Source organism: Actinomadura sp. NAK00032, assembly GCF_013364275.1.
Classification (GTDB): Bacteria; Actinomycetota; Actinomycetes; order Streptosporangiales; family Streptosporangiaceae; genus Spirillospora.
In genome coordinates, this window is record NZ_CP054932.1 from 7,186,002 (window position 1) to 7,212,944 (window position 26,943).

The 26,943-nt window shown below is 74.4% G+C and carries 26 protein-coding genes; 16 read left to right on the forward strand and 10 right to left on the reverse strand.

Going from position 1 to position 26,943, the window contains the following annotated elements; translation table 11 throughout:
* Positions 1 to 21: 21 nt before the first annotated feature.
* The gene (locus HUT06_RS32820; protein ID WP_176199240.1) at positions 22 to 342 is read left to right on the forward strand and encodes a hypothetical protein; all 321 of its coding nucleotides are present in this window, start codon (positions 22 to 24) and stop codon (positions 340 to 342) included.
* An 82-nt stretch (positions 343 to 424) separates the two neighbouring features.
* Here HUT06_RS32820 and HUT06_RS32825 read toward each other — a convergent pair whose 3' ends face one another.
* From HUT06_RS32825 to HUT06_RS32835, 3 genes are all read right to left on the reverse strand, one after another.
* On the reverse strand, positions 425 to 1,582 hold the full coding sequence (locus tag HUT06_RS32825) for a hypothetical protein (protein WP_176199241.1): 1,158 nt from the start codon (positions 1,580 to 1,582) through the stop codon (positions 425 to 427).
* Positions 1,583 to 1,607: 25 nt separating this feature from the next.
* Positions 1,608 to 2,057, reverse strand: coding sequence for a peptidoglycan-binding protein (locus HUT06_RS32830; protein ID WP_217711561.1), 450 nt, complete (start codon positions 2,055 to 2,057; stop codon positions 1,608 to 1,610).
* Between the two features lie 255 nt (positions 2,058 to 2,312).
* Entirely contained in the window at positions 2,313 to 2,879 is a 567-nt protein-coding gene (locus HUT06_RS32835; RefSeq protein WP_176199243.1) for a TetR/AcrR family transcriptional regulator, read from the reverse strand.
* A gap of 73 nt (positions 2,880 to 2,952) precedes the next feature.
* On the opposite strand from HUT06_RS32835, the gene HUT06_RS32840 reads away from it, so the two are divergent.
* The 3 genes from HUT06_RS32840 to HUT06_RS32850 all read left to right on the forward strand — a co-directional run bounded on the left by HUT06_RS32840 (position 2,953) and on the right by HUT06_RS32850 (position 5,393).
* Positions 2,953 to 4,086 (forward strand): FAD-dependent monooxygenase, encoded by a 1,134-nt coding sequence (locus tag HUT06_RS32840; protein ID WP_254715504.1) that lies wholly within the window; start codon positions 2,953 to 2,955, stop codon positions 4,084 to 4,086.
* A gap of 78 nt (positions 4,087 to 4,164) precedes the next feature.
* Entirely contained in the window at positions 4,165 to 4,794 is a 630-nt protein-coding gene (locus HUT06_RS32845) for a ClpP family protease (protein ID WP_176199245.1), read from the forward strand.
* Entirely contained in the window at positions 4,791 to 5,393 is a 603-nt protein-coding gene (locus HUT06_RS32850; protein WP_176199246.1) for a ClpP family protease, read from the forward strand. Before HUT06_RS32845 ends, HUT06_RS32850 begins: the two co-directional genes overlap by 4 nt.
* A 4-nt stretch (positions 5,394 to 5,397) precedes the next feature.
* Here the strand turns inward: HUT06_RS32850 and HUT06_RS32855 are convergent, their stop codons facing one another.
* Positions 5,398 to 5,754: a helix-turn-helix domain-containing protein gene (locus HUT06_RS32855; RefSeq protein WP_176199247.1), complete on the reverse strand. Its 357-nt coding sequence runs from the start codon at positions 5,752 to 5,754 to the stop codon at positions 5,398 to 5,400.
* A 107-nt stretch (positions 5,755 to 5,861) separates the two neighbouring features.
* Positions 5,862 to 6,653, reverse strand: coding sequence for an alpha/beta fold hydrolase (locus HUT06_RS32860; protein WP_176199248.1), 792 nt, complete (start codon positions 6,651 to 6,653; stop codon positions 5,862 to 5,864).
* Between the two features lie 183 nt (positions 6,654 to 6,836).
* Here HUT06_RS32860 and HUT06_RS32865 point away from each other — a divergent pair, with 183 nt between their 5' ends.
* The 3 genes from HUT06_RS32865 to HUT06_RS32875 all read left to right on the forward strand — a co-directional run bounded on the left by HUT06_RS32865 (position 6,837) and on the right by HUT06_RS32875 (position 11,533).
* On the forward strand, positions 6,837 to 10,232 hold the full coding sequence (locus HUT06_RS32865; protein ID WP_176199249.1) for a DUF4132 domain-containing protein: 3,396 nt from the start codon (positions 6,837 to 6,839) through the stop codon (positions 10,230 to 10,232).
* Positions 10,233 to 10,373: 141 nt separating this feature from the next.
* Positions 10,374 to 10,970: a class I SAM-dependent methyltransferase gene (locus HUT06_RS32870; RefSeq protein WP_254715505.1), complete on the forward strand. Its 597-nt coding sequence runs from the start codon at positions 10,374 to 10,376 to the stop codon at positions 10,968 to 10,970.
* Between the two features lie 38 nt (positions 10,971 to 11,008).
* Complete coding sequence (locus HUT06_RS32875) at positions 11,009 to 11,533, forward strand: transcriptional regulator (protein WP_176199250.1); 525 nt, start codon at positions 11,009 to 11,011, stop codon at positions 11,531 to 11,533.
* A gap of 15 nt (positions 11,534 to 11,548) precedes the next feature.
* On the opposite strand, the gene HUT06_RS32880 is transcribed toward HUT06_RS32875, so the two are convergent.
* From HUT06_RS32880 to HUT06_RS32895, 4 genes are all read right to left on the reverse strand, one after another.
* Positions 11,549 to 12,478 (reverse strand): xanthine dehydrogenase family protein subunit M, encoded by a 930-nt coding sequence (locus tag HUT06_RS32880; protein ID WP_254715506.1) that lies wholly within the window; start codon positions 12,476 to 12,478, stop codon positions 11,549 to 11,551.
* Positions 12,475 to 15,003, reverse strand: a complete 2,529-nt coding sequence (locus tag HUT06_RS32885) for a molybdopterin-dependent oxidoreductase (RefSeq protein WP_176199251.1) — start codon at positions 15,001 to 15,003, stop codon at positions 12,475 to 12,477. Before HUT06_RS32885 ends, HUT06_RS32880 begins: the two co-directional genes overlap by 4 nt.
* 135 nt (positions 15,004 to 15,138) lie before the next feature.
* Positions 15,139 to 16,251: a hypothetical protein gene (locus tag HUT06_RS32890; RefSeq protein WP_176199252.1), complete on the reverse strand. Its 1,113-nt coding sequence runs from the start codon at positions 16,249 to 16,251 to the stop codon at positions 15,139 to 15,141.
* Positions 16,244 to 17,086: an SDR family oxidoreductase gene (locus HUT06_RS32895; protein ID WP_176199253.1), complete on the reverse strand. Its 843-nt coding sequence runs from the start codon at positions 17,084 to 17,086 to the stop codon at positions 16,244 to 16,246. The genes HUT06_RS32890 and HUT06_RS32895 overlap by 8 nt, the downstream gene beginning before the upstream one ends.
* 76 nt (positions 17,087 to 17,162) lie before the next feature.
* Here HUT06_RS32895 and HUT06_RS32900 point away from each other — a divergent pair, with 76 nt between their 5' ends.
* The 9 genes from HUT06_RS32900 to HUT06_RS32940 all read left to right on the forward strand — a co-directional run bounded on the left by HUT06_RS32900 (position 17,163) and on the right by HUT06_RS32940 (position 25,274).
* Positions 17,163 to 17,789, forward strand: a complete 627-nt coding sequence (locus HUT06_RS32900; protein WP_176199254.1) for a TetR/AcrR family transcriptional regulator — start codon at positions 17,163 to 17,165, stop codon at positions 17,787 to 17,789.
* Between the two features lie 97 nt (positions 17,790 to 17,886).
* The gene (locus tag HUT06_RS32905) at positions 17,887 to 18,294 is read left to right on the forward strand and encodes a hypothetical protein (protein ID WP_176199255.1); all 408 of its coding nucleotides are present in this window, start codon (positions 17,887 to 17,889) and stop codon (positions 18,292 to 18,294) included.
* A gap of 49 nt (positions 18,295 to 18,343) precedes the next feature.
* Positions 18,344 to 18,844: a hypothetical protein gene (locus HUT06_RS32910; RefSeq protein WP_254715507.1), complete on the forward strand. Its 501-nt coding sequence runs from the start codon at positions 18,344 to 18,346 to the stop codon at positions 18,842 to 18,844.
* A gap of 117 nt (positions 18,845 to 18,961) precedes the next feature.
* Positions 18,962 to 19,678, forward strand: coding sequence for a thioredoxin domain-containing protein (locus HUT06_RS32915; RefSeq protein WP_176199256.1), 717 nt, complete (start codon positions 18,962 to 18,964; stop codon positions 19,676 to 19,678).
* Complete coding sequence (locus HUT06_RS32920) at positions 19,675 to 20,514, forward strand: cytochrome c biogenesis CcdA family protein (protein ID WP_176199257.1); 840 nt, start codon at positions 19,675 to 19,677, stop codon at positions 20,512 to 20,514. The genes HUT06_RS32915 and HUT06_RS32920 overlap by 4 nt, the downstream gene beginning before the upstream one ends.
* Positions 20,515 to 20,582: 68 nt before the next feature.
* Positions 20,583 to 22,094 (forward strand): ABC transporter substrate-binding protein, encoded by a 1,512-nt coding sequence (locus tag HUT06_RS32925; protein WP_176199258.1) that lies wholly within the window; start codon positions 20,583 to 20,585, stop codon positions 22,092 to 22,094.
* Positions 22,091 to 23,014, forward strand: coding sequence for an ABC transporter permease (locus HUT06_RS32930; protein WP_176199259.1), 924 nt, complete (start codon positions 22,091 to 22,093; stop codon positions 23,012 to 23,014). Before HUT06_RS32925 ends, HUT06_RS32930 begins: the two co-directional genes overlap by 4 nt.
* Positions 23,011 to 23,784, forward strand: coding sequence for an ABC transporter permease (locus HUT06_RS32935; protein ID WP_176199260.1), 774 nt, complete (start codon positions 23,011 to 23,013; stop codon positions 23,782 to 23,784). The genes HUT06_RS32930 and HUT06_RS32935 overlap by 4 nt, the downstream gene beginning before the upstream one ends.
* Positions 23,781 to 25,274 (forward strand): ABC transporter ATP-binding protein, encoded by a 1,494-nt coding sequence (locus HUT06_RS32940; RefSeq protein WP_176199261.1) that lies wholly within the window; start codon positions 23,781 to 23,783, stop codon positions 25,272 to 25,274. The genes HUT06_RS32935 and HUT06_RS32940 overlap by 4 nt, the downstream gene beginning before the upstream one ends.
* Here HUT06_RS32940 and HUT06_RS32945 read toward each other — a convergent pair.
* Positions 25,204 to 26,922, reverse strand: coding sequence for an ABC transporter ATP-binding protein (locus HUT06_RS32945; protein ID WP_176199262.1), 1,719 nt, complete (start codon positions 26,920 to 26,922; stop codon positions 25,204 to 25,206). The two genes, HUT06_RS32940 and HUT06_RS32945, sit on opposite strands and share 71 nt — an antisense overlap.
* Positions 26,923 to 26,943 lie beyond the last annotated feature (21 nt).

The window sequence follows — 26,943 nt, forward strand, 5'->3', positions numbered from 1 at the left end:
CGGTCGGGGAGAGGGGGCTGCATGAACGGTCCGCCGCCGGACGTGACCGGCGCCTGGATCCACGCCTTCGAGGAGGACACCGGGGAGGCGGCGGTGTACCGGCCCGCAGACCATCCGTTCCGTCCCGCGCGGCGGCCGCGGCGCCGGATCGAGTTCCGCGAGGACGGCACGTTCATCGAGCACCGCGCCGGGCCCGACGACCGTCCGCGCCCGGTGCGGGGCCGTTGGGCGCGGCGGGGAGCGAACCGCATCGCCGTCACCTTCCCGGACGGACGCGGCGGCGCGCCGTTCGGCATCACCGTCCTCTCCCGGTCCGGCGACCGGCTCCTGATCGCGAAATGAGGAGGACCGCGAACACCACCCGGCCACCCCGACGCTGCTGAACGCCTCGCCCGGACGGGTCGTCCTGGACGGCTGGGCGACCTCACTGCTGCGGTGGGGACGGCCGGTCCGCCGGGCCTGCCGGGCCGCGCGGAGGCGCCGGCGTCAGCGCGGTGTGCGCCGGGTCCCGGACGCTGTCGAGGACGGCCTGCCCCTGCCGGTCGACGAACTTGGTGAACAGCTCCTGCGAGTACCCGAGGACGACGGCCCAGGCGATGATCTGCGCCGAGGAGTCCAGCGCGCTGAGCCCCGGGATGAACGCGCCGCGCATCAGCAGCAGCCCGAGCACCGCGGTGATGGCCCCGGTCGGCAGCTTGAGCGTCGCCAGCGCGACCGGGATGCCGAACGCGGTGGACGTGCCGCGGATCTTCCGCAGCGCCGACGCCGCCGCGATCCCGGCCGCGACGAGGCCGACGAACTCGACCACGATGTAGTCGCCCCAGCCGGCCGTCGCGCGGGTCCGCGCCGCCAGCTCCCCGGCGGGCACGGACGCCGCCGCGTTCGTCGGGCAGACGACGCCGAACTCGCCCTGCGCGCCGGGACTCGGCGACGGGGTGAAGCACAGCGGGACGGCCGTCGTCCAGAGCGCCGACAGCACCCCGATGAGGACGACGATCGCGCACAGGAACACGGTGATCCACTGGACGATCCGCACGAAGCTCTCGGCGCGCAGCTTCTCGCGCAGCGCGGCCTGCCGGGCCGCGTCCACGGCCGCGACGAGGCTGATCAGCTGCTCGTCGGTGAGTGACGCGGACCGTCCGGCCTCCTGCGCGTCGCAGGTCTCCCGGGCGATTCGCTCCACGAACACCCGGTTCTCGTCGGTCGGCGGCAGATGCTGCTTGACCGTGGCGTACATGGCGGGCAGGTAGGACTGCAACTCCAACGGCGAGAGCGTCCGCATCCATAGGGACCGCCCCGAATTCAAATGGAGTTGGGCGGTCGTCACATGGGACCCGGACAAGCACCTGCTGTGCGCGACGGCGTCCACGGCGTTCTCCGCCCGCTCCAGGGCCTCCTGAGCACCGTGCAGCAGCTGGGCGTCCCGGGCGGACATCTCGCCGTGGTCCCGGCGGGCGGCCAGAAGCGCGCCCAGTTCGTGGACGCCCGCGCGCACCTCCTCGCAGAGCACCCAGGAGCCGCGCTCGTGGCGCCACTCCCGGAACCGCGAGGCGCCGGGCGCCCGGCCGGTCACTCGGCTCATCCGCACCCCCGGATCCGGGCCGCCGTCAGACGGCGATCGCGACCCGCTCCCGCCAGGCGGCGTTCCAGGTCTCGTAGTCGACCTGCCCCGTCACGGGGAGGCCGAGGGCGGTCTGCAACGCCCGGCACGCGGCGGCGGTCTCCTCGTCGAAGGAGCCGTCGACGTTCTTGATCCGCCACCCGCGGCTGTCCGCCTGCCGCTCCCAGGCGACGACGGCGTCCCCGTAGGAGCCGACCCGCAGGATGTCGGCCGGCGGGGGCGGCGGCTGCGTGCTCGGGGCCTCCCAGGCCGCCCGCCAGGTGATCGGCCCGACGATCCCGTCGGCGTTCAGCCGGTGCTCCTGCTGGAAGTTCCGGCAGATCCGCTGGCTGCCCTGGCCGTACTTCCCGTCCGGGACGATGTTCCAGCCGCGGTTCTTCATCTGCTGCTGCCACATCTGGACGGTCGCGCCGCTCGTGATCGGTGGATATTTCATCAGCGGAGGCTGGAACGGTGGGGCCGACATGGCATCTCCTCTCCTCGCGTCTTTCCTTCAGTGAAACAGCCCGAGCAGGGGCAGAACCACCAAGGGACCGTAGGTCGTCGGCAGAGTTCTGTTCGACCGGAAACCCGAATTCCGGGTCTTCGCGGCGTGGAAATCAGCCGGCCGCGGCGCCGATGACAAATCATTTATTGTTGCCGCGGCATCGATCGGACCGGCCACGGCCGGGACCGTTTCGCCCGGCGCGGATCAGCGCAGGAGGCCGGTGAGGAAACCGGCCACGTCGCGGCGCAGTTCGTCCAGCGTCGGGGCGTTTCCGGCACCGGCGAGCGCGTAGAACATCACGCCCTCGGCGTAGGCCACGAGGCGGCGCCCGTCGGCCTGCGGGTCGGCGGAGCCCAGTGCCGCCATCAGCGCGACGGCCGGTTCCAGGAACCGGCGGCCGCTCGCGTCGTACAGCGACCGCAGTTCCGGGCGGCGGGTGGCCTCCAGCGCCAGCTCGTAGCGGGCGAGGGTGCGCCGCCCGCCCTGGGTGAGCTGCCCGTGCAGCAGCCGCGCGAGCAGCTCGATCGCGGGCTCCGGCCGGTCCGGGAGGGACGCGAGCCCCAGCGCGGCGAACTGCTGCTCTTCGAGTTCGTTGAGGCGCGCCAGGGCCAGTTCCAGCAGGGCCGCGCGGGTGCGCGCGACGTTGGAGGCGGCGCCCGGGGGCAGTCCGGCGGCGGCGTCCACGGCCCGGTGGGTCAGCCCGCGCATCCCGCGCTCGGCCAGCAGCGCGATGGCGGTCTCTGCGACCAGCTCGGCGCGCGTCGATCCCATGGTGGGACACCCTAACTTGCCGCCCGCTCACTACATCCGTAGTCTCACTACAGACGTAGTGTGGAGGTGTGCGGTGAAGGCGATCGTGATCGGTGGCGGCATCGGCGGGCTGACGGCCGCCGCGGCGCTCAAGGGCCGCGGTTGGACGGTCGGCGTCCTGGAGCGGGCCCCGGCGCTGGAGCCGGTCGGGTCCGGCCTGGCCATGACGCCCAACGCGCTGCGCGCCCTCGACACCCTCGGCATCGGGGACCGGGTCCGGGAGCTCGCGACGTTCGCCGGCGACGGCGGGATACGGCGGCCGGGCGGCGGCTGGCTGAGCCGCACCAGCGCCGAGGCCGCCGCCGAACGGTTCGGCGACCCGACCGTCGTCCTGCTGCGCGCCACCCTGGTCGACCTGCTGCGGGGGCTGCTCGACCCGGCGGAGATCCGCCTCGGCGTCACCGTCGAGTCGGCCGCCCCCGACGGAACGGTGGCCACCTCGGAGGGCGCGGAGAGCGCTGACCTGGTCGTCGCCGCCGACGGCATCGGCTCCGGCGTGCGGTCCGCCCTGTTCCCCGCCCACCCCGGGCCGCGGTACACGGGCCTGACGGCCTGGCGGCTGCTCGCCCCCGACCCGCGGGGAAGCGGCGCCTTCTCCGAGACGTGGGGCCGCGGCCTGGTCTTCGGGGTCAACCCGATCGCCGGCGGCCGGGTCTACTGCTACGCCACGGCGCCCGCCGCCGCGGGGACGACGTCTCCGGACGAGAGGCGCGAACTGCTGCGCCTCTTCGGCGCATGGCACGACCCGATCCCCGAACTGCTGCGCTGGGCCGACCCCGCGCGCATCCTGCGCAACGACATCTTCTTCATGCCGCGCCCGCTCCCCGTCCTCCACCGCGACCGGATCGTCCTGCTGGGGGACGCCGCCCATCCGATGACGCCCAACCTCGGCCAGGGCGCCTGCCAGGCGATCGAGGACGGCGTCACGCTCGCGCACGAGGTCGCGGAAGGCGCCGGGCTCGCCGGGTACACCGCCGCCCGGCGGGACCGCACGGCGGCGATCATGGCGAGGTCCCAGCAGATCTCCCGCCTCACCCGGATGCGGAACCCGCTGGCGGTGGCCCTCCGCGACACGGGCATGTGGGCCGCCGGCCGCCTGGGGCGGAATCTCGTCCTCCGCCAGGCAGACCCCGTCGTCAACTGGACCCCGCCCGGCGGACGCCTGTAGCGCTCACGCTGCTCTGAGCGGATCTGCCGTGGGCAGATGTGGCTGTCGGCGGTGCCGGGGGCGGCGCAGAGTGAAGGCATGAGCGAGGAACAGAGAATCCCGTTGTTCAACGAACGAGTGCGGAGCGAGCTCTACCACCAGCGCGTCCTGGTGCTGGACGGCGCGCTCGACGACGACAACGGCACGCTGCTGGCGACCCAGATGATCACCCTGGCGCGGGAGGACGCGTCCGCCGACATCGCGCTGTGGATCCACTCCCCCGGCGGGTCGGTGCCGTCGATGCTGGCGATCCGCGACGTCATGCGGCTCGTCCCGTGCGACGTGTCCACGACGGTGCTCGGCATCGCCTACAGCGCCGGCCAGTTCCTGCTGTCGTCCGGCACCCGCGGCAAGCGCCGCGCCATGCCGCACGCGCGCGTGCTGATGCACCAGGGCTCCGCCGGGATCGCCGGCGCCGCCGTCGACATCGAACTGCAGGCGGGCGACCTGCGCCACACCCGCGACACGGTGCTCGGGCTCATCGCCGAGGACACCGGCCAGCCCCTCGACCGGGTCTTCGAGGACTCCCTCCACGACCGCTGGTACACGGCTCGGGAAGCGCTCGAGTACGGGTTCATCGACTCGATCGTCAGCACCTTCGACGAGATCGCGCCGCCCACTCCCCGTCCCGTCGGACTCCGCGTCCACTCCGAAGGAGCCGCCCGATGAGCACCTACACGATCCCGAACGTCATCGCGCAGCACCCGCGCGGTGAGCGGATCATGGACGTCTACTCGCACCTGCTGACGGAGCGGATCATCTACCTCGGCACCGCCATCGACGCGGGGGTCGCGAACGCCCTCGTCGCGCAGCTGCTGCACCTGGAGGCCGACAGCCCCGAGCGCGACATCCAGCTGTACATCAACTGCGAGGGCGGGGACCCGAGCGCGATGCTGGCGGTGTACGACACGCTGCGCTACATCCGTGCGCAAGTGGCGACGACCTGCGTGGGGCAGGCCGTGGCGGTCGGCGCCGTGCTCCTGGCCGCGGGCGCCCCGGGCAAGCGTGCCGCGCTGCCGCACACCCGCGTCGTCCTGCACCAGCCGATGGGGCAGAGCCGCGGGGCCATCCCCGACCTCATCCTCCAGGCGGACGAGGTCGTCCGCGTGCGCTCGGACATCGAGCAGATCCTCGCCCGGCACACCGGTCAGGACACCGCGACGCTGCGCACCGACACCGACCGCGACCGCGTCTTCACCGCGAAGGGCGCGCTGGACTACGGCCTCATCGACCTGGTGATCGAGGAGCGGCAGCCGCTCCCCATGTGACGCCTTACGCGGCCAGCGCGTAGGCGGCCCGGCACGTCGGGCCGGCCGGAGCCCGTCCGGCCGGCGCGGCCAGCAGGCTCGTCGCGACCGCGAGCGTCAGGTCGCCGAGCGTCATGTCCAGGGCGCCGGCGACCGCGGCGATCATCTCGCTCGACGGCTCCTTGACACCGCGCTCCATCTCGGAGAGGTACTGCGGCGAGACCCCGGCGCGGCGGGCGGTCTCGACCAGCGTCTCGCCGCGCTCCCGGCGCAACTCCCTCAGGCGGCCGCCGAGCGCGTCGCGCCACAGCGGCTCCGCCGGCGGGCGGCTCTCGGTCGGCGTCTCGTCGGCGGGCATGAGCGGTCGGACGGTCTCGGCCATGCGCACATCGTAGGTCGGCGGCACTGCCGCCCCCTAGCCGTTCCGCCGACCGCAGAATCACGCCTCACGGGGATCGGCAGGCGCCTGCCGATCCCCTTTGGCCGCTTTCAGCCGAGAGTGTCCAGAAAACTCCTGACGGCGGCGGCGAATCCCTGGGGGTCGGTGGTGTGGACGAAGTGGTCGCCGTCGAGTTCGGCGAGACGCGTGTTGGCCCGCCGCTCAACGATCTCGCGGCCTTCCTCGGCCGTGATGACCTGGCTGCTGCGGGCCATCACGAACAAGGCGGGGCATTCGGTGGCAATCCAGTCGGCCCAGTGGTCTCCGCGGCTTGCCTGCTCCGAGTCGATGGTGTCCTGCGGATGGAACGGCAGGCGCCAGCCGCCGTCCCCGGTGGGCCGGAGCTTGTCACCGAGCATCGGGGCCAGCGGGCCGATGGCGTCCAGAAGCGCCTCCCGGTTGGACGCGTTGTAGGGCATCGACAGCACGAACGACAGTGCGCTGGGCCCGTCGTCGAGGTCGCAGACCGGACCCTCGACGTTGACGATCCCGGCCACGCGCCGGGGATGACGGGCGGCGACCTGGTAGGCGGTGATGCCGCCGCCGGAGTGACCGAGCGTCACGGCCTGCTCGATCCCCAGGTGATCCAGCAGGGCGATCGCATCCTCGACGTAGTCGCCGCGCGTGTAGGAGGCGGCCCGGTCGGAGTCACCGTGTCCCCGCTGATCAGGCGCGATGACCCGCCACTGCGGGGCCAGCGCCTCGGCCAACCCCTCCCACGTCCGCCCCTCGTAGAGATGGCCGTGCAGCGCCAGCAGCGGCCGCCCAGCCCCACCGAAGTCCAGGTAGGACAACCGCCGCCCGCCGACGGACAACTCCCCGCGCGTCCCAGTGCCGCTCATGCTCGAACCTCCATCAGGTGTCTGCCTCGATGAACAACACCCTGTCCGCGCCCACTGACCACCCACGCACCACCCACTGACAACCCCCGCGCTCCCGGTGCGCAGCGGCCGACGTCCGTTCCGCGGGCAGCAGGTGGTGGATTTTGGATGGGTTTGTCGTTGGGCTGCTCTACGGTTTTGGTCATGATCGATGCGGGGGTCGGTGAGGACGCGTTCGTCATGCCGGAGAGTTGGCGGCGGGCGCGGCATGCGCGGCGGGACCGGGGGGACGTGCCGGGTGCGCCGGCGCTTGTCGCGGACGCCGTTGAGGGGGCGCGGGCGCTCGTTGAGGCCGTGCGCGACGACCTTGACGTGGTGCTCGGGCTTCCGGGTACTGAGGCCGGGATCGCCGAGGCCGCGCGTGCTCATCTGGGTGGGGAGGCGAATCCGCTCGGTGCGGCCGCGATCGCGTATGTCACCGCTCCGCTGAACCAGATGTCGGAGTGGTCCGAGCCGCCGCCCGACCGGCTGTTCATCGACGCGCTGGTCGCCGAGCACGGTGTCGCGTTCGCCGCGCGGGCCTGGACGGAGTGGGCCGGGATCTATGCCGACAACCCCGCGAACATCAACGCCACCGGGCTGCCGGTGCGGATGGGGACCGAGGAGCGGCGCGCGGAACTGCGGGCGATGACGCTGCGGCGGCACCGCGACGATGAGATCCACGGCGACTGGTGGCTGACCCGGGAGAGCGGCAGGTCGCTGCGCGGCCGGCTGGCCGCGGCGCCCGAGGACGTCTACGCCGAGGCCGTCGAACTCATCGGGGGCGTGCGCGATCACCCGCTGCAGAAGGCGGTCGCCGCCTATCTGGTGCCGACCGAGGAGGAGTGGGTCGAGGACCTGTGGGCGCGCCCCGGGGAGATCCGGCTCGATTACCTGCCGGGCTGGCTGCCGCTGTGCGCCCTCGGCCGGCCGTACCAGCCCGCTCGGCTGGGGCTGCCGCTCGGTTTCGAGTGCAGGCGCGACGTCGTCGCGACGCTGCTCGACGGGGTCGGCGTCGATGCCGTGGTGGAGCTGCTGATCGAGGCCCTGGACGGCCCTTACATGACCGGCACCGACCGGACCCGGACACTGCTGGGGTTCTTTCCGCCGCTTCCCCGGGACGAGGCGCTGCGGGCCCTCATCAACCGGGTCGAGCGGCCCGAGGTCGTGCCCGTCCTGCTGACCACCGCACGGCGCTACCCCGTCCGGGCGATGCGGCTGCTGCCGGAGTCGCGGAAGCCGCGGGCCGCTGAGCTGCTGTCCGCGCATGTCCGCGCCAACCCCGGGATCGCGGCCGAGGTCGCTACCGGCCTCTCGGCCAGGCGGCGGGAGCGGATCCGGGAGATCCTCGACGCGAACACGCGCGTCCCGCAGACGCCGGACGTGCCGCCGCTGCTGAGCGAGCCGCCGTGGACCCGTCCGCGGAAGGCGGCCAAGTCCGTTGTGATCAAGGATCTGCCCGCGCCCGGCTCTGATGCCGTCGTCTGGGGTCCCGGTGAGCGCGATGTCTGGGCGGCGCGGGAGTCCGATCTATGGGACCGGCGGGCCGAGGGCACCGACTTCGCCCAGCGGGCCGTGGACGTCGAGGAGGGGCGCGGCTTCTACATGACCGATCGCCCGACCCTGTTCCTTCGGGGGCCCTTGGATCTGGTACGGCCGCTGCTGCCCCGGTGGGAGCCGAGCAACAACGAGATGTGGGAGGTGCACGAGTGGCTGCCGCCGCTCGTCGCGCGCCACGGGACGCATGCGTGCGGCCCGGCGCTCGCGGTCGCCGGGCGCGATCCGGGCGCGTTCGGGCAGTACCTGCTGCCGCTGCTGACCGACGAGGTCGCGGTGACGATGGCCGACTGGCTCGTCCGGCTCAAGGCCGGGGGCAGGACGGCCCGCGCCTGGCTGCGGCGCCACGGGACCGCCGCCGCGCCCTCCCTGATCCCGGACGCGCTGGGCAAGGCGGGCCCCGCGCGGCGTGGCGCCGAGGCCGCGCTGCGCTTCATCGCCGGCAGGCACGGCCCGGAGCCGATCGTGGAGGCCGCCCGGGTCCATGGCGGCAAGGCCGCCGCCGCGATCGAGGCGCTGCTGGCCAGTGACCCGCTGGACGATCTGCCCAAGAAGATCCCGGTCGTCGACTGGGCCGAGCCGCGCATGCTCCCGCAGTTGCTGCTGCGCGACCGCGAGCGCGCCCTCCCGGACGAGGCGGCCGGGCATGTGCTCACGATGCTGGCGATGTCGAAGCCCGGGGACGCGTACGCGGGCGTCCAGGTCGTCCGCGAGCTGTGCGACCCGGCGTCCGTCGCCGCGTTCGGCTGGGCGCTGTTCCGCTGGTGGGAGGTGTGCGGCGCGCCGTCCGCCGACAACTGGGCGTTCACCCAGCTGGCGCTGACCGGTGACGACGAGACGGTCCGCCGCCTCACCCCGGTCATCCGGGCGTGGCCTGGGGAGGGCGGGCACGCCAAGGCCGTGGCGGGCCTGGACGTCCTCGCGGCCGTCGGCACCGACACCGCCCTGATGCACCTGCACTCGATCTCGCAGCGGGTGAAGTTCAAGGGCCTCAAGGCCCGGGCGCAGGAGAAGATCCAGGAGCTCGCGGCCGAGCTCGAACTGTCCGCCGAGCAGCTCGCGGACCGGCTCGTCCCGGACTTCGGGCTCGACGCGTCCGGGACGCTCACCCTCGACTACGGCCCGCGCCGGTTCGTCATCGGCTTCGACGAGGCGCTCCGGCCGACGGTCGCCGACGAGGCCGGCGCGCGGCGCAAGTCCCTGCCCAGGCCGGGGGCGTCCGACGATCCGGGGCTCGCTCCGGACGCCTACAAGCGGTTCGGGGGCCTGAAGAAGGACGTCCGGACGGTCGCGACCGACCTGCTCGCCCGGTACGAGAAGGCCATGGTGACGAGCCGCCGCTGGCCGGTGGCGGAGTTCCGCGACTTCCTCGTCGCGCATCCCCTCGCCGGGCATCTGGTCCGGCGCCTGGTCTGGCTGGCCGAGGACGGCCCGGCGTTCCGCGTCGCCGAGGACGGGACGTTCGCCGACTCCGCCGACGACACCGTCGCCCTGCCGGAGACGGCGCGGGTCGGCATCGCGCACCCCGTCCACCTGGGCGGGGAGGTGAAGGCGTGGTCGGAGGTGTTCCTCGACTACGAGATCCTGCAGCCGTTCGAGCAGCTGGCGCGGCCCGTCCACGCGCTCACCGGCGAGGAGCGCGAGACCGGCCGGCTGGCCCGGTTCGAGGGGCTGGTGGCCCCGATCGGCGACCTGCTCGGCCTCGTCCGGCGCGGCTGGGTGCGCGGGCCGGCGATGGAGGCCGGCATCGAGTGGTACATCTCCCGCCGCGTCGCCGCCGACCGGCATGTGGTCCTCACCTACGACTACGGCTTCCCCGTGGGGGCGCCCGACGAGATGGGCGACCAGACCCTGGCGGACGTCCGGTTCGCCGTGTACACCGACCGCTTCCGCAACGACCAGCCTGCCGCAGGCGTCCCGGACGGCCTCGACCCGGTGACCGCCTCCGAGGTGCTCGCCGAGCTGACCCGGCTGACCGCCTCCTCGGCGGAGGCCGAGCGGTGACCGGCGGCCGGCGAGGTCGTCCGGCCGGAGCGCCCCGCACCCCACCCCGGAGGGCCATGATCAAGATCGCCGATAGCATGCGGAAGGTGAGCACTGCGGCGGCGGCCTGAGCTTCCTCATCCCCCGAGTGGATCGGACCATATGACGAACTACGCCCGCATGTACCGGTTCGGCGTCACGCCCTGGGAGCGCTACGGCAAGGTCTCGGGGGCCGGCATCGCGGCGCTCCTCGACCGGGAGGAGGCCGACCGGTCCCGGCCGCTCGGCCGCGCCCTCGACCTCGGGTGCGGGCGCGGCCAGTTCACCCCCGAGCTGGCGCGGCGCGGCTGGGAGGCCGTCGGGGTCGACTACGTCCCGGCCGCGATCGAGGCGGCCCGGCGCACGGCGCCCGACGGGGTCACCTACGTGGTGGGCGACGTGACGGACCTGGAGGCGGCCGGTCTCGGGACGTTCGGCTTCTTCATGGACATCGGCTGCTTCCAGGGCTTCCCGCCCGAGCGGCAGCGCGCCGAGGGGCGCGGCGTCACCGCGCTGGCCGATCCCGGCGCGACGCTGCTGATGCTCGCCTTCGGCGTCACGCGGCTCCGCTCCCGCATCGGCGGGGTGTCCCAGGCGGAGGTCGAGGCCGCGTTCCCGGACTGGGAGATGCTCGACGTCCGGCCCGCCGAGACCGCGGGGCTGGGCTGGCCGATGAACAGGTCGTCCCCCCAGTGGTACCGGCTGCGCCGGCGGAGCTGAGCGCGATGGACGGGGGCCCTTCCGCCTATCATCCCCAGATGTCTTGGGAAAAAGAGCCGCTCGTTCCGCTCCGCGCGCTGGCCAACCCCCTGCGCGTCCGCATCGTGTCGCTGCTGACGGGGACCGCCATGTCGGCGACGGAGGTGGCCGAGGAGCTCGGGCTGGCCCACGGTTCGGCGAGCTACCACCTGCGGCAGCTCGCCGCCGCCGGGTTCCTGGAGCAGGTCGGGGACGAGCCGTCCGCCGCGACCCCCGGCCGGGGCCGCGCTCCCAAGCGCTACCGCTACGACCCCACCAGCGCCGACCGGCTGGACCGCTCGTCCGGACGGCTGCTGCAGAGCGCGATGTTCACCGACCTGCGCCGCCGGCTGGAGGCGATGACCGTGCAGCGGCTGAGCGCGGACGCCGAGGTCTGGATCTCCCCCGAGGACTGGGAGCGGGCCCGCGCCCTGGTGGCGGAGGCGGTCGACCTGGTGCACCGGGGCGCGCTGCCGCCCCGGTCGGAGGGCAGCGTGCACGTCAGCGTGACCACGCTGCTCTTCGAGCTCTCCGACGTGCGATGACCCGCGTCGCGCCCGTCATGGTCCGCGACGAACGGCGGCTTTGAGGGTGTCGGTCAGGGTGGCGCGGAGGAGGGCCACCTTGTAGGCGTTCTGAGGCAGGGGTGCGCAACGGGCGGTCGCCAGGTCCGCGGCCGCCGCCAGCGTCTCGTCGGTGGCCGGTTTACCGAGGAGGGCTTCGGCCACTTCGGGGAGCAGGAGCGGTGTGCGGGCCACTCCGCCCACGGCCACGGACGCGGTGGCGATGGTGTCGCCGTCGCAGGTGAGGCGGGCGGCGGCTTCGACCATGGGCCATTCGGCCAGCTCGCGGGCGGTGGCGCGGCGGTAGGCGGCTCGCTCGTCCGGCGTCGGAGAGGGCATGAGGACGGCCTGGAGGATCTCTCCGGGCTCCAGGAGGTGGTCGCGCGTCGGATCGGCGCCGTCCCCGTACAGGTCGGCGATGCCCGGCGTGGAGCGGCCGTGGACGTCGGCGGTGGCGCCGTAGGTGAGGAGGGCCACGGCGAGCGAGGACGGGTGCGGCGCGACGCAGGGGCCCTGGTCGATGACGGCCGAGTAGAGGTGGGCGCCCTCGCGGGCGTGGCAGGTGTCGCCGCCCGTCTGGTGGCAGGTGAAGGCCGGGTTGCGCAGGTACCAGCAGCGGTTGCGCTGGAGGAGGTTGCCGCCGACGGTCGCGACGTTGCGGATCTGCGGGGTGGCGACGGCGGCGGCCGTGGCGGCGAGCGCCGGGTAGGCGGCGGTCAGGCGGTCGTCGTCGAGCAGGTCGGCGATGGTCGTGAGGGCGCCGACGCGGGCGGAGCCGTCCGGCCGCCAGTCGATGCCGCGCAGGCCGGGGACGCCGCGCAGGTCGACCGCGGGGCGGGCCGCCCGGGTCATGACGTCGGTACCGCCGGCGCGGGGCTCGCCGCCGGTGTCGCGGACGGCCGCGGCGGCGGCCTCGATGGTGGTCACGTGCCGATCCCCTCAAGGAGCAGGTCGGGCCGGACGGGCAGGTCGTGCGGGCGCCACCCGGTGGCGTGCCGGACGGCGTTGCCGACCGAGGCGGCGACGGCCACGGTGCAGACCTCGCCCAGGCCGATGCCGCGGCCGGGGACGTGGTCCCAGCCCTCCGTGTGGAAGTGCACGTCGATCTCCGGGGTGTCGGCGATGCCGGGGATGCGGTAGTCCTCCAGGTTCGCGGTGAGGACGGTGCCGGTGGCCGGGTCCTCGTGGCGCTGCTCGAACAGCGCGTAGCCGATGCCCTGGATGACGCCGCCCTCGCACTGGTTGCGGGCGAGCCGGGGCGCGTAGACGCGGCCGGAGGTCACCCCGCACCAGACGCGGGCCGGGCGGACGCGTCCGAGCAGGGTGTCCACCTCGACCTCGGTCACGACGACGGCTCCGGAGAAGCCGCGTCCGATGGCGAAGTGGTCGAGAGGGAAGGGCGTCACGTACCCGCGCCGGTCCCGGGGGCGCCTGCCGACGGCCTTGAGCCCTTCGGCCTCGTCGAGGGAGCGCCCGCCGAGGGCCTTGCGGAGCCGCCGGGCCGCGTCCTCGGCCGCCGGGGCGACGGACGCGGTGGCGCAGCTGCTGGCGGACGTCGGCCCGTAGGCGTGGCCGCTGTCGCCGAGCTCGACGCGCACCTGCCCGGGCCGCAGCCCGAGCGCGGACCGCACGACCTCGGCGATCACTGAGCGGGTGCCGGTCCCGATGTCCTGGACGGCGATACGGGCGACCACGGCGCCCTGCTCGACGGCCAGCGCCACCTTGGTGCCCGGGTCGAGGAAGTACATGTAGTTGGCGGCGGCGACGCCGACGCCTCGGCGGAGGCGGCCGTCGCCGGGGTCGGCACGGTCGCGCCACATGGGCAGCTCCGCGGCCCGGTCGTACAGCGCGTGGCGCTTGGCGTTGCCGTCCCAGCGGCGGCGCAGGTCGATCGGGTCCTCGCCGCGGCGCAGCGCCATCTCGTCCACGCCCTGCTCCAGCGCCCACAGCATCGGCGGCAGGCCGGGGCCGCGGAAGGGGATGCCGGGGGCGCGGTTGGTGACGTGGTCGTAGTCGCGGATCCGGCGGGGCGCGTTGCCGTAGAAGAACCGCGAGTGCCAGGCCGCGTTCGACCCGATGGACACGCCGGAGTCGCCGTGGGCGTCCATGGTGAAGGCGGACAGGCCGCCGTCGGCGTCCGCGAGGAGGGCCAGCTCGACGCGCACTCCGGGACGGGTGCCGCCGTCGACGAGCTCCTCCGGCCTGCTGAGCACGACCCGGACCGGCGCGCCGTGCAGGCGGGACAGCTCCACGGCGGCGACCACGTCGGGCGTGACGTTGACCTTGGAGCCGAAACCGCCGCCCACGTGCTCGGCGACGATGTGGACCTGCTCCCGGCGGAGCTTCCACCGCTTGGCCGCCTGGTCGGCGACGCGGGTGATGGCCTGGGTGGACAGGTGGAGATGCAGCTCACCGTCCTCCCAGCGCGCCACGCAGCCGTGCGGCTCCATGCAGGTGTGGGCCTGGACGCCGGTGGTGAAGGTGGCCTCCACCAGGGTCTGGCCGCCGTCGCTCCTGGCCTTCTCGATGCGCTTCACCGCCGTGCCGCCGCGCCAGCTCATGCCGGCGGGTCCGCGCACGTTGCCGTTCCACTTGGCGGACGCGAGCGGGCCCTCGCTGGCGCGCGGGGCCTCCTTGCGCGACTCCGCGGTCGGATAGACGGCGGTCTCGTCCTCCGGCGAGAGCACGGCGGGCAGCGCCGTGTACGCGACCTCGACCCGCGCGGCGGCCTCCAGTGCCTCGGCCTTGGTGGGCGCGGCGACCGCGGCCACCGGCTGGCCCACGTAGCGGACGACGCGGTCGGCGGGCAGCAGCTCGGTCAGCGGGCCGTCGAACCGGATCTCCCCCACCCTCGCGTGCGGGTGCGGCGACCGCACGATCACGCCTTCGAGCTGCCCGTCCAGGACGACGTCCGCCGTGTACCGCGCGGCACCCGTGATCTTGCTGAGCGCCTCCACGCGGGCCGGCGTCACCGCGCCGTCGTCGTGCTCGCCCGCGCACGCCGCCGCGACCGCCTCGTAGATGCCGACGTAGGCGCCGCAGCGGCACAGGTGCCCGGCCAGGGCCTCGGCGATCTGCGCGCGGGACGGCTCGGACGTGCCGTGCTCGGCGCGCCACCGGTCCATGAAGGCCGCCGCCTCCACCACGAAGCCCGGCGTGCAGTAGCCGCACTGGAGCGCGTCGTGCTCGGCGAAGGCCCGCTGCACCGGATGGTCGCCGCCGAGGCCCTCGACGGTCGTGACCTCGCGGTCCGCCACCGCCTCGGCGGGCAGCAGGCAGCTCGCCGCCGTGCGCCCGTCCACCAGGACGGTGCAGGTGCCGCACACGCCCGTGCCGCAGGCGACCTTGGTCCCGGTCAGCCCCATCCGCTCCCGCAGCACGTCCGCCACGGTCTCCGCGGCCCCCGCCCCGGCACCGACGCCGACGGACTCGCCGTTGAGGCTGAATTCCATTCGCGCTCCATGCGCAGGGGGCTGATCAGCGACATCGTGGCACAGCGAACTCCGCACATCACTACTTTTCCGATATCTCACCTTCTACAGTTGTCGCGACGTCCGGCGGCGCCTGGGTCCACGGCGGCATCGCCGTCAAATGACCCCGCGACCGGGCCCGGTGATGGTGCCGTAGTCGAGGCCGCCGTGGCTGTGGGTCGGGACGAGCGGCCACTGCCGCTTCCAGTCCGCGCACTCCGAGGACGGGATGATCTGCAGCCAGCGGGGGTCGCGGGGCGACGGCGAGGCCAGGGTCTTCTCCTTGACCATCGAGTCGTACTGGTCCAGGGAGTCCTCCAGCGTGTTGGCGTTCAGCACGACCTCGCGGCCGTAGAAGGCCGCCTGCCGCCGCACCCCCGGGATCTTCGACAGCTCGGGCTGCCAGTTGTCGGCGGCCATGCCGTTCTCCGACGACACCCAGATCCCGTCCGGGGTGTTGAGGACGAGGGAGTGGTTGCCGTCGGTGTGGCCGGGCGTCCACAGCAGGCTGACGCCGACGCCGAGCTCCACGTCGCCGTCGAAGACCTCCAGCCGCTCGGCGGGGACGCCGTCCATGCCGCCGTCGACGTACCAGGCCCACTGCATGGGGTGCATGGACTCGAACGTCCCGAGCTCCCTGCGGTGCACCAGGAGCTTCGCGTTGGGGAAGAGCGGCTCGCGCGGCGCCCGCTCGCCCTCGATGGGCTTCTCGCTGCCCATGATCATGCGCACGTCCTGGACGTGCAGGTGGTCGAAGCTGACGTAGTCGATGCCGTCGTTGCGCAGCCCGAGGGACGGCAGGACCCGGTCGGGGTCGTTGTAGTACCTGACGAACAGGCGCTCGGCGCGCATCCGCCGGGAGAGCGCCTGCAGCTTGCGGTAGAACGGCGCCTCCGCCGACCCGGCGGCCACGGTCGGCTCCCACACCAGGGTCTTCAGGCGGCCGTCGAACCCGTCGAACTGGATGACGAACATCCGGTTGATGATGGTGATCAGCGGGTTCGCGTTGATCGAGTACCCCTGGAAGGCGAACCGCGCGGGGTAGGGGGCGGCGGCGATGTCGACGCTCTTCACCGCCCGGACCCGGCCCTGCCCGGCGAACCGCTCGCGGTAGCGCTCGGCGGCCGCGCGGATCGCCTTGAGCCGCTCGCCCCGCGGCCAGACGTCGTGCACGCCGGCGAACTCCGGGATGGGCCGGACGGCCTGCCGGGACGGCAGGGTTTCAGTCATCGTCTCCTCCGGTCAGACGGCGCGCCTGGTAGGCCGTGCGGGCGGACGTGCCCGCCACCGCACGGACCTGGTCCGGTACGAGCGCGCGGAACAGCAGGTCGCGGACGCGCTGCGGCAGGACGTTCGCCCAGTCGGCCAGCGGTCCGATGCGGCCGGGCAGCGACACCTCGAACCGCGGCCGGACGATCACCGCGTGGACGGCGCGCGCCACGTCGGCGGGTGCGAGCAGCCGGACGGCGCCGGTCGCGGTGCCCGCGGCCAGCTCGGTGTCCACGACGCCCGGCATGATGACCGAGAGCCGGACCCCGGTGCCGCGCAGCTCCGCCCGGACGCCCTTGAGGTAGCCGTAGACGCCGTGCTTGGTCGCGGCGTAGGTCGCCTCGCCGGGCGGGGAGAGCTTCGAGGCGGCGGACGCGATCGTGACGATGTGGCCCCGCCCCCGCGCCCACATCCGGGGCGCGGCGAGCTTCACGCCCCTGATCACGCCGTGCAGGTTGACGTCGAGCTGGCGCGCGGCGGCGGACTCGGGCTCGTCGGCGAACCCGCCGGCCCACATCACGCCCGCGTTGTTGACGAGCACGTCGACGGGCCCCCAGCGCTCCTCCACCGCGTCGATGAACGCGGCGAACGACGCGGTGTCGGTGACGTCGAGCGCGAGCCCCGCCACGTCGCCCGGGAGCTCGGCGGCGGCCGTTCGCGCCGCCGCGCCGTCCAGATCGCCGATGGCCACGCGCGCGCCCGCCCGGGCCAGCCGGCGGGCGGTCTCGAGCCCGATGCCGTGCCCGCCCCCGGTCACGGCGACCACGCGCCCCGCGAGCCGTCCCGGCCCCGTCATCGCTGCCCTCCCCAATTCTGACACGCTCATATGTCAGATTGTTCCCTAGACTGCCAGGTCGGGAGGGGGCGGCGCAATGGTGCGGACGCGAGACCAGGGACGGCACTACTCGGGCCTCGCCCCGGCCGAGCGCGCGAGGAGGCGGCACGAGTCCTTCCTCGCCGCCGCGCTGGAGCTGTTCGGCACCGACGGCTACCCGCCGACGACGGTCAAGAGGATCTGCAAGGAGGCCGGGCTCACCGAGCGGTACTTCTACGCCTCGTTCAAGGACCGCCACGACTGCCTGGTGCAGCTCTACACCGACCTCACGGCCGGCCTGCGGGCGGTGACCCTCGCCGCGATCGAGCAGGCGCCCCCCGGCGACCTCGACGCCGCCGCCGACGCCGGGCTCGCCGCGTTCGTCGGCTTCCTCACCCGCGACCCGCGCCGCGCCCGGGTGGTGCTGATCGAGGTGGTCGGCGTGTCCGCGGAGCTGGAGGCGCGCCGGCACGGCGTCCTGCGCGAGTTCGCGGAGCTCATCACGACCGTCTGGTCGGGCACGGGCCCGCCCGGGGAGGCGCGGCGGCTCACGGCGGTCGGCCTGGTCGGCGCCGTCAACCACCTGCTCGTCGATTGGCTGCTGAGCGAACGGGCGACTCCCCCGGAGACCCTCGTCGGCGTCTGCTCGACCCTGTTCTCCGCGGCGCACACCAGGCTGGCCTGACCTCCGCCGACCCGCGCGAACGGGGTGGACGCCACCATTCGCCCCGTCTCCTATAGTGAGCCGAACATCCGTATCGCTGGCAGGAAGGACGACCGGCATGCCGTCCCCGGTGCGCACGAGACCCGCGTGGTCCCGGCCGTGCCTGGTGCTGGCGCTGCTGATCGTCCTGCTGACGGTCGGCTGCCTCATGCAGCTCGGCAAGGGCGCCGCCGTCTTCCAGTCGGCCGGCGCGAGCCCCGTCGCCGCCGTGTCCGCCGCTGCGGCGGACGATCTGCCGCCGGAGTCCGGGACGGAACCGGGCACCGGGCAGTGCGGCAAGAAGACGGTGGCCGAGGCGCCCTCGGTCGCGCCCGCCGCCCAGCCGCTGCCGGTCCCGGCGGTCGCGCTCCCGGCCGCGCTCGCCGAGGGCGCGGCGCCGCCGCCGGGCGCGGTCGCCCCGGCGGCCCGCCAGGGCCCCGCCCCGCCCCCGCCCGACCTCGCCGGACTCTGCGTTCTGCGGATCTAGAGGCCCCGTTCACCCGGGCCGCCAGATCCGACCGAACGGAGTCCGACCGATGATCTCTTCTCGCCCGTCCGCGCGGGCGTCCACCGGCATGCTCGCCAAGGCGGGCCGCGCGCTTGCCCTCTGGCCGCGCCGCCGCTGGGCGCTCGCCGCCGCCGGGGCCGCCGGGGCCGCGCTCCTGGTGGGAACGCCCACCGACGTGATCCCGAATCCGCTGTTCGGCCGTTCCGTGCCGGTGCAGTGGTGGAACTACCCCGTGCTCGCCGTCACCGCCGCCCTGTCCGGGCTGGTCCTGGCCACCTATGCCGGACGGCCGTCCGGTACGGGCCGGCGCCTCGGCCCGCTCGGCGGCCTGCTGTCGTTCTTCGCGATCGGGTGCCCGGTGTGCAACAAGGCGGTGCTCCTGCTGCTGGGCACCTCCGGCGCGCTGACGATCTGGGCGCCGCTGCAGCCGGCCGTGGCCGTGCTGTCGATCGCGCTGCTGGCCGTGGCCGCCGTGCGGCGCCTGGCCGGTGAGATCGACTGCCCGGTCGGCGCGCCCGGCTCTTCCTGACGCTTCCTTCGCACCGCGCGCGCCGCGCCGCGTGGTCGGCCCGTCCGCGCTGACCACGGGCCGTGTTCACACACGCCCCGTCCGCGCCGCGCGCTCTCCTGGAAAGGCTTTTCCGCCATGTCGGCTTCACCTCGCAAGACCCGTTCCCTGACCATCGCGGCCGTGCTGCTCGCCGCCGCCCTGGCCCTCGGCCTGGCCGCCGCCTTCAGCACCGGGGGCGGCGAGAAACCGGGCGCCGCCACGTCGCCTTCGCCGTCCGCGTCGCCGTCGCGCTCCGCTTCCGGTCCGCCCGATCTGGCCCGGCGCAAGGACGGTGACCCCTTCGCGCTCGGCCGCACCGACGCCCCGGTCGTCATGGTCGAGTACAGCGACTTCCAGTGCCCGTTCTGCGGCCGGTTCGCCCGCGAGACCAAGCCCCGGCTGATCAAGAAGTACGTGGACGCCGGCGTGCTGCGGATCGAGTGGCGCAACTTCCCGATCTTCGGGGAGGAGTCGAAGGCCGCGGCGCAGGCGGGCTACGCCGCCGCGCGGCAGAACCGCTTCTGGGCGTTCCACGACCGGCTGTACGCCGAGCCCCGGCGCCGCAACTCCGGCGACTTCGCCGACAAGCACCTGATCGCCTGGGCGCGGGAGGCGGGCGTGCCCGACCTCGGCCGCTTCCGCGCCGACATGAAGAGCGGCGAGGCCGAGGACGCCATGATCGCCGACCAGGTCGAGGGCTACCGGATCGGCGCCGCCAGCACCCCGACCTTCCTGATCAACGGCCGGCCGCTCCTCGGCGCGCAGCCGTTCGATGTGTTCGTCAAGGCCATCGAGGAGGCGCGGGGGCAGTGAGCGTCGGCTACGCGGCCGCCCTCCTGGGCGGCGTCCTGACCCTGTTCAGCCCGTGCAGCGCGCTGCTGCTCCCGGCGTTCTTCGCCTACTCCTTCACCGAGCGGACGCGGCTCGTCGCCCGGACGGCGGTGTTCTATCTCGGGCTCTGCACGACGCTGGTCCCGCTCGGCGCCGCCGGGGCGCTGGCCGGGCGGCTGTTCTACGGGCACCGCGAGCTGCTGATCGCCATCGGCGGCTGGACGATCATCGCGCTCGGCGTCGTCCAGATCGCCGGGCTCGGGTTCGGCTCCAGCCGCCTGCAGGGGCTCGCCGCCCGGCGCGGCAAGGCCGGGTCCGCGCTGTCGGTCGGCCTGCTCGGCGCCGTCTACGGGCTGTCGGGCTTCTGCGCCGGGCCCCTGCTCGGCGGCATCCTCACCGTCTCGGCGGTCGGCGGCAGCCCGCTGTACGGGGCGTCGCTGCTGGCGGTGTACGCGCTGGGCATGGCCGTCCCGCTGTTCGTCCTGGCCCTGCTGTGGGACCGCTACGACCTCGGCCGCCGCCGCGTGCTGCGCGGCCGGCCGGTCAGGCTCGGGCCGCTGCGGGTGCATTCGACGTCCCTGGTGGGCGGGCTGTTCTTCATCGTCCTGGGGGCGGTGTTCCTGCTCTTCGACGGCACGTCGGCGCTGCCCGGCCTCGTGGACCCCGACACCGAGTTCGCCCTGGAGGAGACGGTCGCCCGCATCGGTGAGGCCGTGCCCAACGGCCGGCTCCTGGTGGTCCTCGCCGCCGGGGCCGCCGTCGCGGCCGCCGCGTTCCTGTGGCGCGGCCTGCGGGAGGACCGCCGCTCGCTCGACTGACGACTTTGATAACCGTTTTCATTTTCGTTAGTGTACGGCATCCCGCGTCGCCGTTCCGAGGGAGAGCCATGCACGACCAGTTGACCCGCCGCGCGTTCCTGGGCGCCGCCGCCGGAGCCGCCGTCCTCGCCGGGTGCGGGACGGGCCCCTCCTCCTCCGGCGGCGGCGGGCGGCTGCGCGCGGCGTTCGCGGGCGGCGGCGCGACCGAGGTGCTCGACCCGCACCTGGCGAACCTGTTCGTCGAGGCGGCGCGGGCGAAGGCCATGTTCGACAAGCTCGCCGACCTCGGCGACGACGTCGCCCCGCGGCCGCGGCTGGCCGAGCGGTGGGAGGCGAGCGCCGACCTGCGGACGTGGCGCGTCACCCTGCGCCAAGCGGTCTTCCACGACGGCAAGCCCGTGCGGGCGCAGGACGTCCTGGCCAGCTACGCGCGCATCCTCGACCCGAAGGGCGCCTACCGGGCCAGGTCCAGCCTGGCGCTGATCGACCTGCGCGACAGCAGGGCGGTGGACGAGCGCACCGTCGAGTTCGCGCTCCAGCGGCCGTTCGCTGAGTTCCCCAACGCGCTCGCGGCCTTCGGCGCGTACATCGTCCCGGCGGGCCTGCGCGACTTCTCCAAGCCGGTCGGGTCGGGGCCGTTCCGGTTCGGCTCGTGGCAGCCGGGCCGGTCGGTGCTGCTCACCCGCAACCCGGACTACTGGGACGGCGCTCCGCACATCGGCGAACTGGAGTTCCTGATCGCCAACGAGGAGTCGGCCCGGATGAACGCGCTGCTCGGCGGCCAGGTCGAGTACGCGCACGACATCTCGCCGGCGACCGCGCGCCGGCACGGCTCCCGCGCCCGGTTCGTGCACTCCCCCAACAGCAACATGCAGGCGTTCGCGATGAAGGTCGACCGGCCGCCGTTCGACGACCGCGACCTGCGCGAGGCGCTGTTCCTGCTCGCCGACCGGCGGCGGCTGGTGGACACGACGATGCCGGGCGCCGGGCAGATCGGCAACGACCTGTTCGGCAAGGGCTACCTGCACTACGCCGCCGGCATCCCGCAGCGCGAACCCGACCTGGACCGCGCCAAGGCGCTCATCAGGAGGGCCGGGGCGGACGGGACGACGATCGAGCTGACCACGTCCCAGGCCGCGTCCGGCTTCGTGGAGGCGGCCACGGTGTTCGCCGACCAGATCCGCGCCGCCGGGCTCAAGGCCAAGGTCGTGACCGGCGACAAGGACACCTACTGGTCCGACATCCTCAAGCGGGGCACGCTGGTCAGCTTCCGCTCCGGGGCGATGCCGATCGAGACGCACATCTCCCAGCGGCTGCTCTCGCACTCGACCACCAACGCCACCCGGTGGGCCAGGCCCGGCTTCGACGCGCTCTACGACCGGGCCGTCTCCGCACCGCGCGAGCAGGACCGCAAGGACGCCTTCGACCGGATGCAGCGGATGCTGCACGCCGAGGGCGGCCTGCTGGTCTGGGGATTCGCCGACGGCATCGTCGCGACGGCCCGCGACGTGACCGGCGTGCGCGGCGCCCCGATGAACACCCTGGACTGGGCGCGCTTCGACAAGGTCCGCCTGGGATGAGCCTCCCCCGCTACGCCGCGCGGCGGCTGCCGCCGGCGTTCGCGCAGGTCGCCGCCGTCACCACCGTGATCTTCCTGCTGACGGAGCTGCTGCCGGGCGACGCCGCGGTGGTGCTGGCCGGCGACTCCCCCGACCCGGCCCGGGTCGCGCAGATCCGCGCGGGCCTCGGCCTGGACCGTCCGCTGCCCGAGCGGTTCGCCGAGTGGGCGGCCGGCCTCGCGCGCCTGGACCTCGGCAGCTCGATCGTGTCCGGACGGCCGGTGGCGGAGATCGTCCTGGCCGCGCTCGCGCCGACCGCCCTGCTGGCCGGGCTGACGCTGGCGCTGCTGGTGCCGCTGGCCGTCGCGGCCGGGGTGGGCGCGGCGGTCCGGGAGGGCGGCCCGCTGGACCGGGCGCTGACCTCGACCGGCGTCGCGCTGTACTCGGTCCCCGAGTTCGCCCTGGCCATGCTGCTCATCGCGGTGTTCTGCGGATGGCTCGGCTGGCTGCCCGCAACCGCGATCGACGGGCTCGGCCCCGCCGTGCTGGTGCTGCCGCTGCTGGTGCTGCTGGCCCGGCCGCTGTCGTCGACCGGGCGGCTCGTCCGCGCCGGGATGATCGACGCGCTGCACGCCGGCTACACCCGGCACGCGCTGCGGCTGGGCGTCCCGGTGCGGCGCGTCCGGTACGCGCACGCGCTGCCGAACGCGCTGGCGCCCGCCGCGCAGCAGCTCGCCCGGACCGTGGACTGGCTGCTCGGCGGGGTCATCGTCGTCGAGGCGGTCTTCGTGGTCCCGGGGCTCGGCACGGTGCTGGTGGACGCGGTCGCCGACCGGGACCTGCCCGTCGTCCAGGGCCTGGCGGTGCTGTTCGCGACGACGACCGTCCTGGTCAACCTGGCCGCCGACCTGGCGGCGTTCCGCCTGGTGCCGCGCGCATGAGGCGGCCGCCGATCGTCCCGCTGCTGCTGGTGGCGGTGCCCGTGCTGATCGCGCTGGCGGGGCCGTGGCTGGCGCCGGGGTCGTCCGGGACGTCCGGACGCGCGGCGGCGTTCGCCGCGGACGGCCCGCTCGGCACCGACTTCGCCGGACGGGACGTGTGGGGCCAGGTCCTGCTCGGCGGCCGGACCCTGGTCCTGGTGGCGCTGGCCGCCACCACCGGCGCGTACCTGCTGGGCGTCCCGTGGGGGCTGGCCGCCGCGACCGCGCCGCGGCGCGCCGTGGACGAGGCGCTGATGCGCCCGCTGGACCTGCTGCTGGCCGTGCCGTCGCTGCTCCTGCTGATCCTGCTCGCCGCCATCGGGTCCGGCGGCGCGCTGGTGTGGGCGCTCGCCCTCGTCCACCTGCCCGACATCGCCCGGGTCACCCGCGCGGCGGCACTGGAGGCCGCGCACGGGACGGCGATCGAGGCCATGCGGCTGCAGGGCGAGCACCGGTGGCGCACCGGCGTCCTGTTCGTCGGACGCTCCGCGCTGCGGACGCTGGTCACCGACGCGGGCACCCGCCTGACCGGCACGCTCTACCTGGTCGCCGCCGCCGCGTTCCTCGGCATCGGGGTGTCCCCCGACACCGCCGACTGGGCCGTGATGATCGACCGCAACCGGGCGGGCCTGTTCCTCAACCCCTGGTCCGTCCTCGCGCCCGCGCTGCTGATCGTCATGCTCACGGTCGGGCTCAACCTCGCCTTCGACCGGGCCTTGGAGGAACGGTGATCGAAGTGGTGGGCCTGCGGGTCCGTTCCGCCGCCCGGACGCTGGTGGACGGGGTGAGCTTCACCGTCCCCGAGGGGCGTGCCCTCGCGCTGGTCGGGGCGTCCGGCAGCGGCAAGACGACGACCGGGCTGGCGCTGCTCGGCGAGCACCCGCCGGGCACCGAGGCGACCGGCACGGTGCGGATCGACGGGCGGTGGCCCGCCCCGGCCGGCGACGTCGGCTACATCCCGCAGCATCCGTCGTCCGTGCTGAACCCCGCCCGGCGGATCGGGCCGGTGCTCCGGGGCATCGCCCGGCTGCACGGCACCGACGTGGCCGGCGCGCTCGGCGCCGCGCGGCTGCCCTCCGGCGCGGCGTTCCTGCGCCGGTTCCCGCACCAGCTGTCGGGCGGGCAGCAGCAGCGGCTCGTCATCGCCCAGGCCCTGCTCACCGCGCCCAAGGTGATCGTCGCCGATGAGCCGACCACGGGCCAGGACGCCGCCACCCGCGCCGAGCTGGTCGCCGTGCTGCGCGGCCTCGGGGTGACGCTCGTCCTGCTCAGCCATGACCTGGACGTCGTCCGGGCGCTCGCCGACGACGTCGTCGTGCTGCGCGACGGCAAGGTCGCCGAGGCGGGACCGGACGTCCTGGACGCGCCGCGCGGCGGCTACGCCAAGGCCCTGGTCGCCGCGCAGCCCGACCCCGCGGCACCCGCCGCCGCCCGTCCGCTGCCGGACGTCCCGCTGCTGCGCGTCCGCGACCTGACCGCCGTCCACGCGGGCCGCCGGGGCCGTCCCGCCGTGGACCGGGTCAGCCTCGACGTGGCCGACGGGGAGCGGCTGGGGATCGTCGGACGGTCCGGCGGCGGCAAGACGACGCTGGCCCGCTGCGTCGCCGGCCTCCACCCGTGGACGGCCGGCGGCGTCACCGTCGGCGGCGTCCCGCTGCCCGCGCGGCCCCGGCGGCGCACCCGCGCCGATCGGCGGCTGGTGCAGTACGTGTTCCAGGACGCGCGCGCCTCGTTCGACCCGTGGCGTCCCGTCGACGAGCAGGTGGCGTGCACCGCCGTCCGGCTGCGGGACGTGCCCGCCGCCCGGGCCCGCGCGGAGGCGCTCGACACCCTGGAGCGCATGGGCCTGGACGCGCCGGTCGTCCGGCACCGCCCCGACCGGCTGTCCGGCGGCGAACTCCAGCGGGCCGCCCTCGCCCGCGCGCTCCTCGCCCGGCCCCGCGTGCTCATCTGCGACGAGATCACCTCCGGGCTCGACACCCTCACGCAGGCCGCCATCCTGGACCTGCTCGCCGGCCTGGACCTCGCGCTGGTCTTCATCAGCCACGACCTCGGCGTGGTCGCCCGGATCGCCGACACCGTCGCCGTCGTCGACGACGGCCGCCTCGTCGAGCACCGGCCCGCCGCCCACCTCCTCGGCGACCCCGGGGTCAGCGGGCCACGGTCTGGCGGTAGCGCTCGTCGGTGCGCAGGAGGGCGCGGTGCGCGTCCTCGGCGGTGATGGCGCCGCCGTCCAGGACGAGGACGCGGTCGGCGGCGTCCAGCAAGGCCGGGCTGCTGGTGATCACGACGGTCGTCCGGCCGCGCCGCATCTCGGCGATGCCCCGCGCGATGAGCTGCTCGGTGACCGCGTCGACGGCGGTCGTCGGGTCGTGCAGGACGAGGACGGGCGCGTCGGCGGCGAGCGCGCGGGCCAGCGACAGGCGCTGGCGCTGCCCGCCGGACAGGTTCGCGCCGCGGTCGCGGACGGCGTGGTCGAGCCCGTCGCGGTGCAGGGCGACGACGTCGGTCAGCATGGACGCCTCGACGGCCGCCGCGACCTCCCGCGCGGTGCCCGACGGGTCGATGTTCGTGCGGAGCGTGCCCGCGAAGATCTCCCCGTGGGACGGGTTCACCAGCATGTGCGCGCGGAGCCCGGCGGTCGACAGGTCGGCGGTGTCGCGGCCGCCGACCCGCACCGCGCCCTCGTACGCGCCGGGCGGGACGTCGCCGGACAGCAGCGCCATGAGGTCGGCGGCGGCGCGCTGCTCGTAGGCGGCGATCGCCGTGAACTCCCCGGCGGGCACGTCGAACTTCAGCTCGCGCAGCGACCCGTACCGGACGCGGTCGACCGCCAGGCCGCCGTCCGCGTCCGGGCGCTCGGTGCCCGGCACCGCCACCGGCGGCGCGGCCAGCACCAGCGCCATCCGCTCGGCGGACGCCCGCGCGACCATGATGTACTTCGGCATCTCCGAGAACAGCTTGAGCGGTTCCATGATGAACTGCGCCAGCCCGACGGCCATGACGAGCTCCCCGGTGGTGATCCGGTCCTCGAACGCGAGCCAGCCCGCCAGCAGCGTCACGGCGGTGGCGAGGAGCGCGTTGAGGGCCAGCGCGGCGCCCGCGTAGGCGCCGTTGGCCTTGGCGACGGTGACGGCCTGGTCCCGCGCCTCCCCGCTGACCCGGCGGTAGGACGCGAACGCGGCGTGGTTGCCGCCGAACCCGTGCAGCGGGCGCAGGCCGGTGATCAGGTCGGCGACCTTCGCGCCCGCCCGCGCCACCCGGGCCTGCTGCTCGCGGGTGCCGGTGCCGATCCGCTTGGACAGCACGCTCAGCACCGACAGCACCGCGACGGTCCCCGCGATCACCAGCAGGCCGAGCCCGGCATTGGCCAGCCCCAGCGCGACCGCCGCGATCAGCACCGCGACCAGCGAGCTGACCAGCAGCGGCACCACCTCGATGATGTCGGCGGTCTGGTCGGCGTCCTCGGTGGCGATGGTCAGCACCTCGCCGGACTTCAGGTCGGCGTCCCGCGCCACCGGCTGGAGCCCGCAGGCCGCGACCCGCACCCGCCAGCGGTGCGCCTCGGTCGTGTTGGCCTTCTGCAGGATGCGCATCCCGAACCGCCACGAGAACGACACGGTCGTGATGATCACGGCGAGCGCGGCGATGGACAGGCCGAGCGCGCCGAGGCCGCGGTCCCGCATGGTGTGCTCGACGATCAGGCCGAGCGCGATGGGGAAGGCGGTCTCGCCCGCCTGGTACATGCCCATGAGGACGGTGCCGGAGGCCATCGCGCCGGCGTTGCGGCGCAGCGCGGTCCGCAGGATCGCCGAACCCGTGCGCGGGCCCGGCTCGTCGGGGGCCGCCGTCTCCTCGGAAGTCGCCATCTCCTCGGCGGTCGTCATCGC

Coding starts and splice junctions, on each gene's coding strand:
- HUT06_RS32820 (WP_176199240.1), top strand. CDS start 22: ATGAACGGTCCGCCGCCGGACGTGACCGGCGCCTGGATCCACGCCTTC.
- HUT06_RS32825 (WP_176199241.1), bottom strand. CDS start 1,582: ATGAGCCGAGTGACCGGCCGGGCGCCCGGCGCCTCGCGGTTCCGGGAG.
- HUT06_RS32830 (WP_217711561.1), bottom strand. CDS start 2,057: ATGAAATATCCACCGATCACGAGCGGCGCGACCGTCCAGATGTGGCAG.
- HUT06_RS32835 (WP_176199243.1), bottom strand. CDS start 2,879: ATGGGATCGACGCGCGCCGAGCTGGTCGCAGAGACCGCCATCGCGCTG.
- HUT06_RS32845 (WP_176199245.1), top strand. CDS start 4,165: ATGAGCGAGGAACAGAGAATCCCGTTGTTCAACGAACGAGTGCGGAGC.
- HUT06_RS32850 (WP_176199246.1), top strand. CDS start 4,791: ATGAGCACCTACACGATCCCGAACGTCATCGCGCAGCACCCGCGCGGT.
- HUT06_RS32855 (WP_176199247.1), bottom strand. CDS start 5,754: ATGGCCGAGACCGTCCGACCGCTCATGCCCGCCGACGAGACGCCGACC.
- HUT06_RS32860 (WP_176199248.1), bottom strand. CDS start 6,653: ATGAGCGGCACTGGGACGCGCGGGGAGTTGTCCGTCGGCGGGCGGCGG.
- HUT06_RS32865 (WP_176199249.1), top strand. CDS start 6,837: ATGATCGATGCGGGGGTCGGTGAGGACGCGTTCGTCATGCCGGAGAGT.
- HUT06_RS32870 (WP_254715505.1), top strand. CDS start 10,374: ATGACGAACTACGCCCGCATGTACCGGTTCGGCGTCACGCCCTGGGAG.
- HUT06_RS32875 (WP_176199250.1), top strand. CDS start 11,009: ATGTCTTGGGAAAAAGAGCCGCTCGTTCCGCTCCGCGCGCTGGCCAAC.
- HUT06_RS32885 (WP_176199251.1), bottom strand. CDS start 15,003: ATGGAATTCAGCCTCAACGGCGAGTCCGTCGGCGTCGGTGCCGGGGCG.
- HUT06_RS32890 (WP_176199252.1), bottom strand. CDS start 16,251: ATGACTGAAACCCTGCCGTCCCGGCAGGCCGTCCGGCCCATCCCGGAG.
- HUT06_RS32895 (WP_176199253.1), bottom strand. CDS start 17,086: ATGACGGGGCCGGGACGGCTCGCGGGGCGCGTGGTCGCCGTGACCGGG.
- HUT06_RS32900 (WP_176199254.1), top strand. CDS start 17,163: ATGGTGCGGACGCGAGACCAGGGACGGCACTACTCGGGCCTCGCCCCG.
- HUT06_RS32905 (WP_176199255.1), top strand. CDS start 17,887: ATGCCGTCCCCGGTGCGCACGAGACCCGCGTGGTCCCGGCCGTGCCTG.
- HUT06_RS32910 (WP_254715507.1), top strand. CDS start 18,344: ATGATCTCTTCTCGCCCGTCCGCGCGGGCGTCCACCGGCATGCTCGCC.
- HUT06_RS32915 (WP_176199256.1), top strand. CDS start 18,962: ATGTCGGCTTCACCTCGCAAGACCCGTTCCCTGACCATCGCGGCCGTG.
- HUT06_RS32925 (WP_176199258.1), top strand. CDS start 20,583: ATGCACGACCAGTTGACCCGCCGCGCGTTCCTGGGCGCCGCCGCCGGA.
- HUT06_RS32930 (WP_176199259.1), top strand. CDS start 22,091: ATGAGCCTCCCCCGCTACGCCGCGCGGCGGCTGCCGCCGGCGTTCGCG.
- HUT06_RS32935 (WP_176199260.1), top strand. CDS start 23,011: ATGAGGCGGCCGCCGATCGTCCCGCTGCTGCTGGTGGCGGTGCCCGTG.
- HUT06_RS32945 (WP_176199262.1), bottom strand. CDS start 26,922: ATGGCGACTTCCGAGGAGACGGCGGCCCCCGACGAGCCGGGCCCGCGC.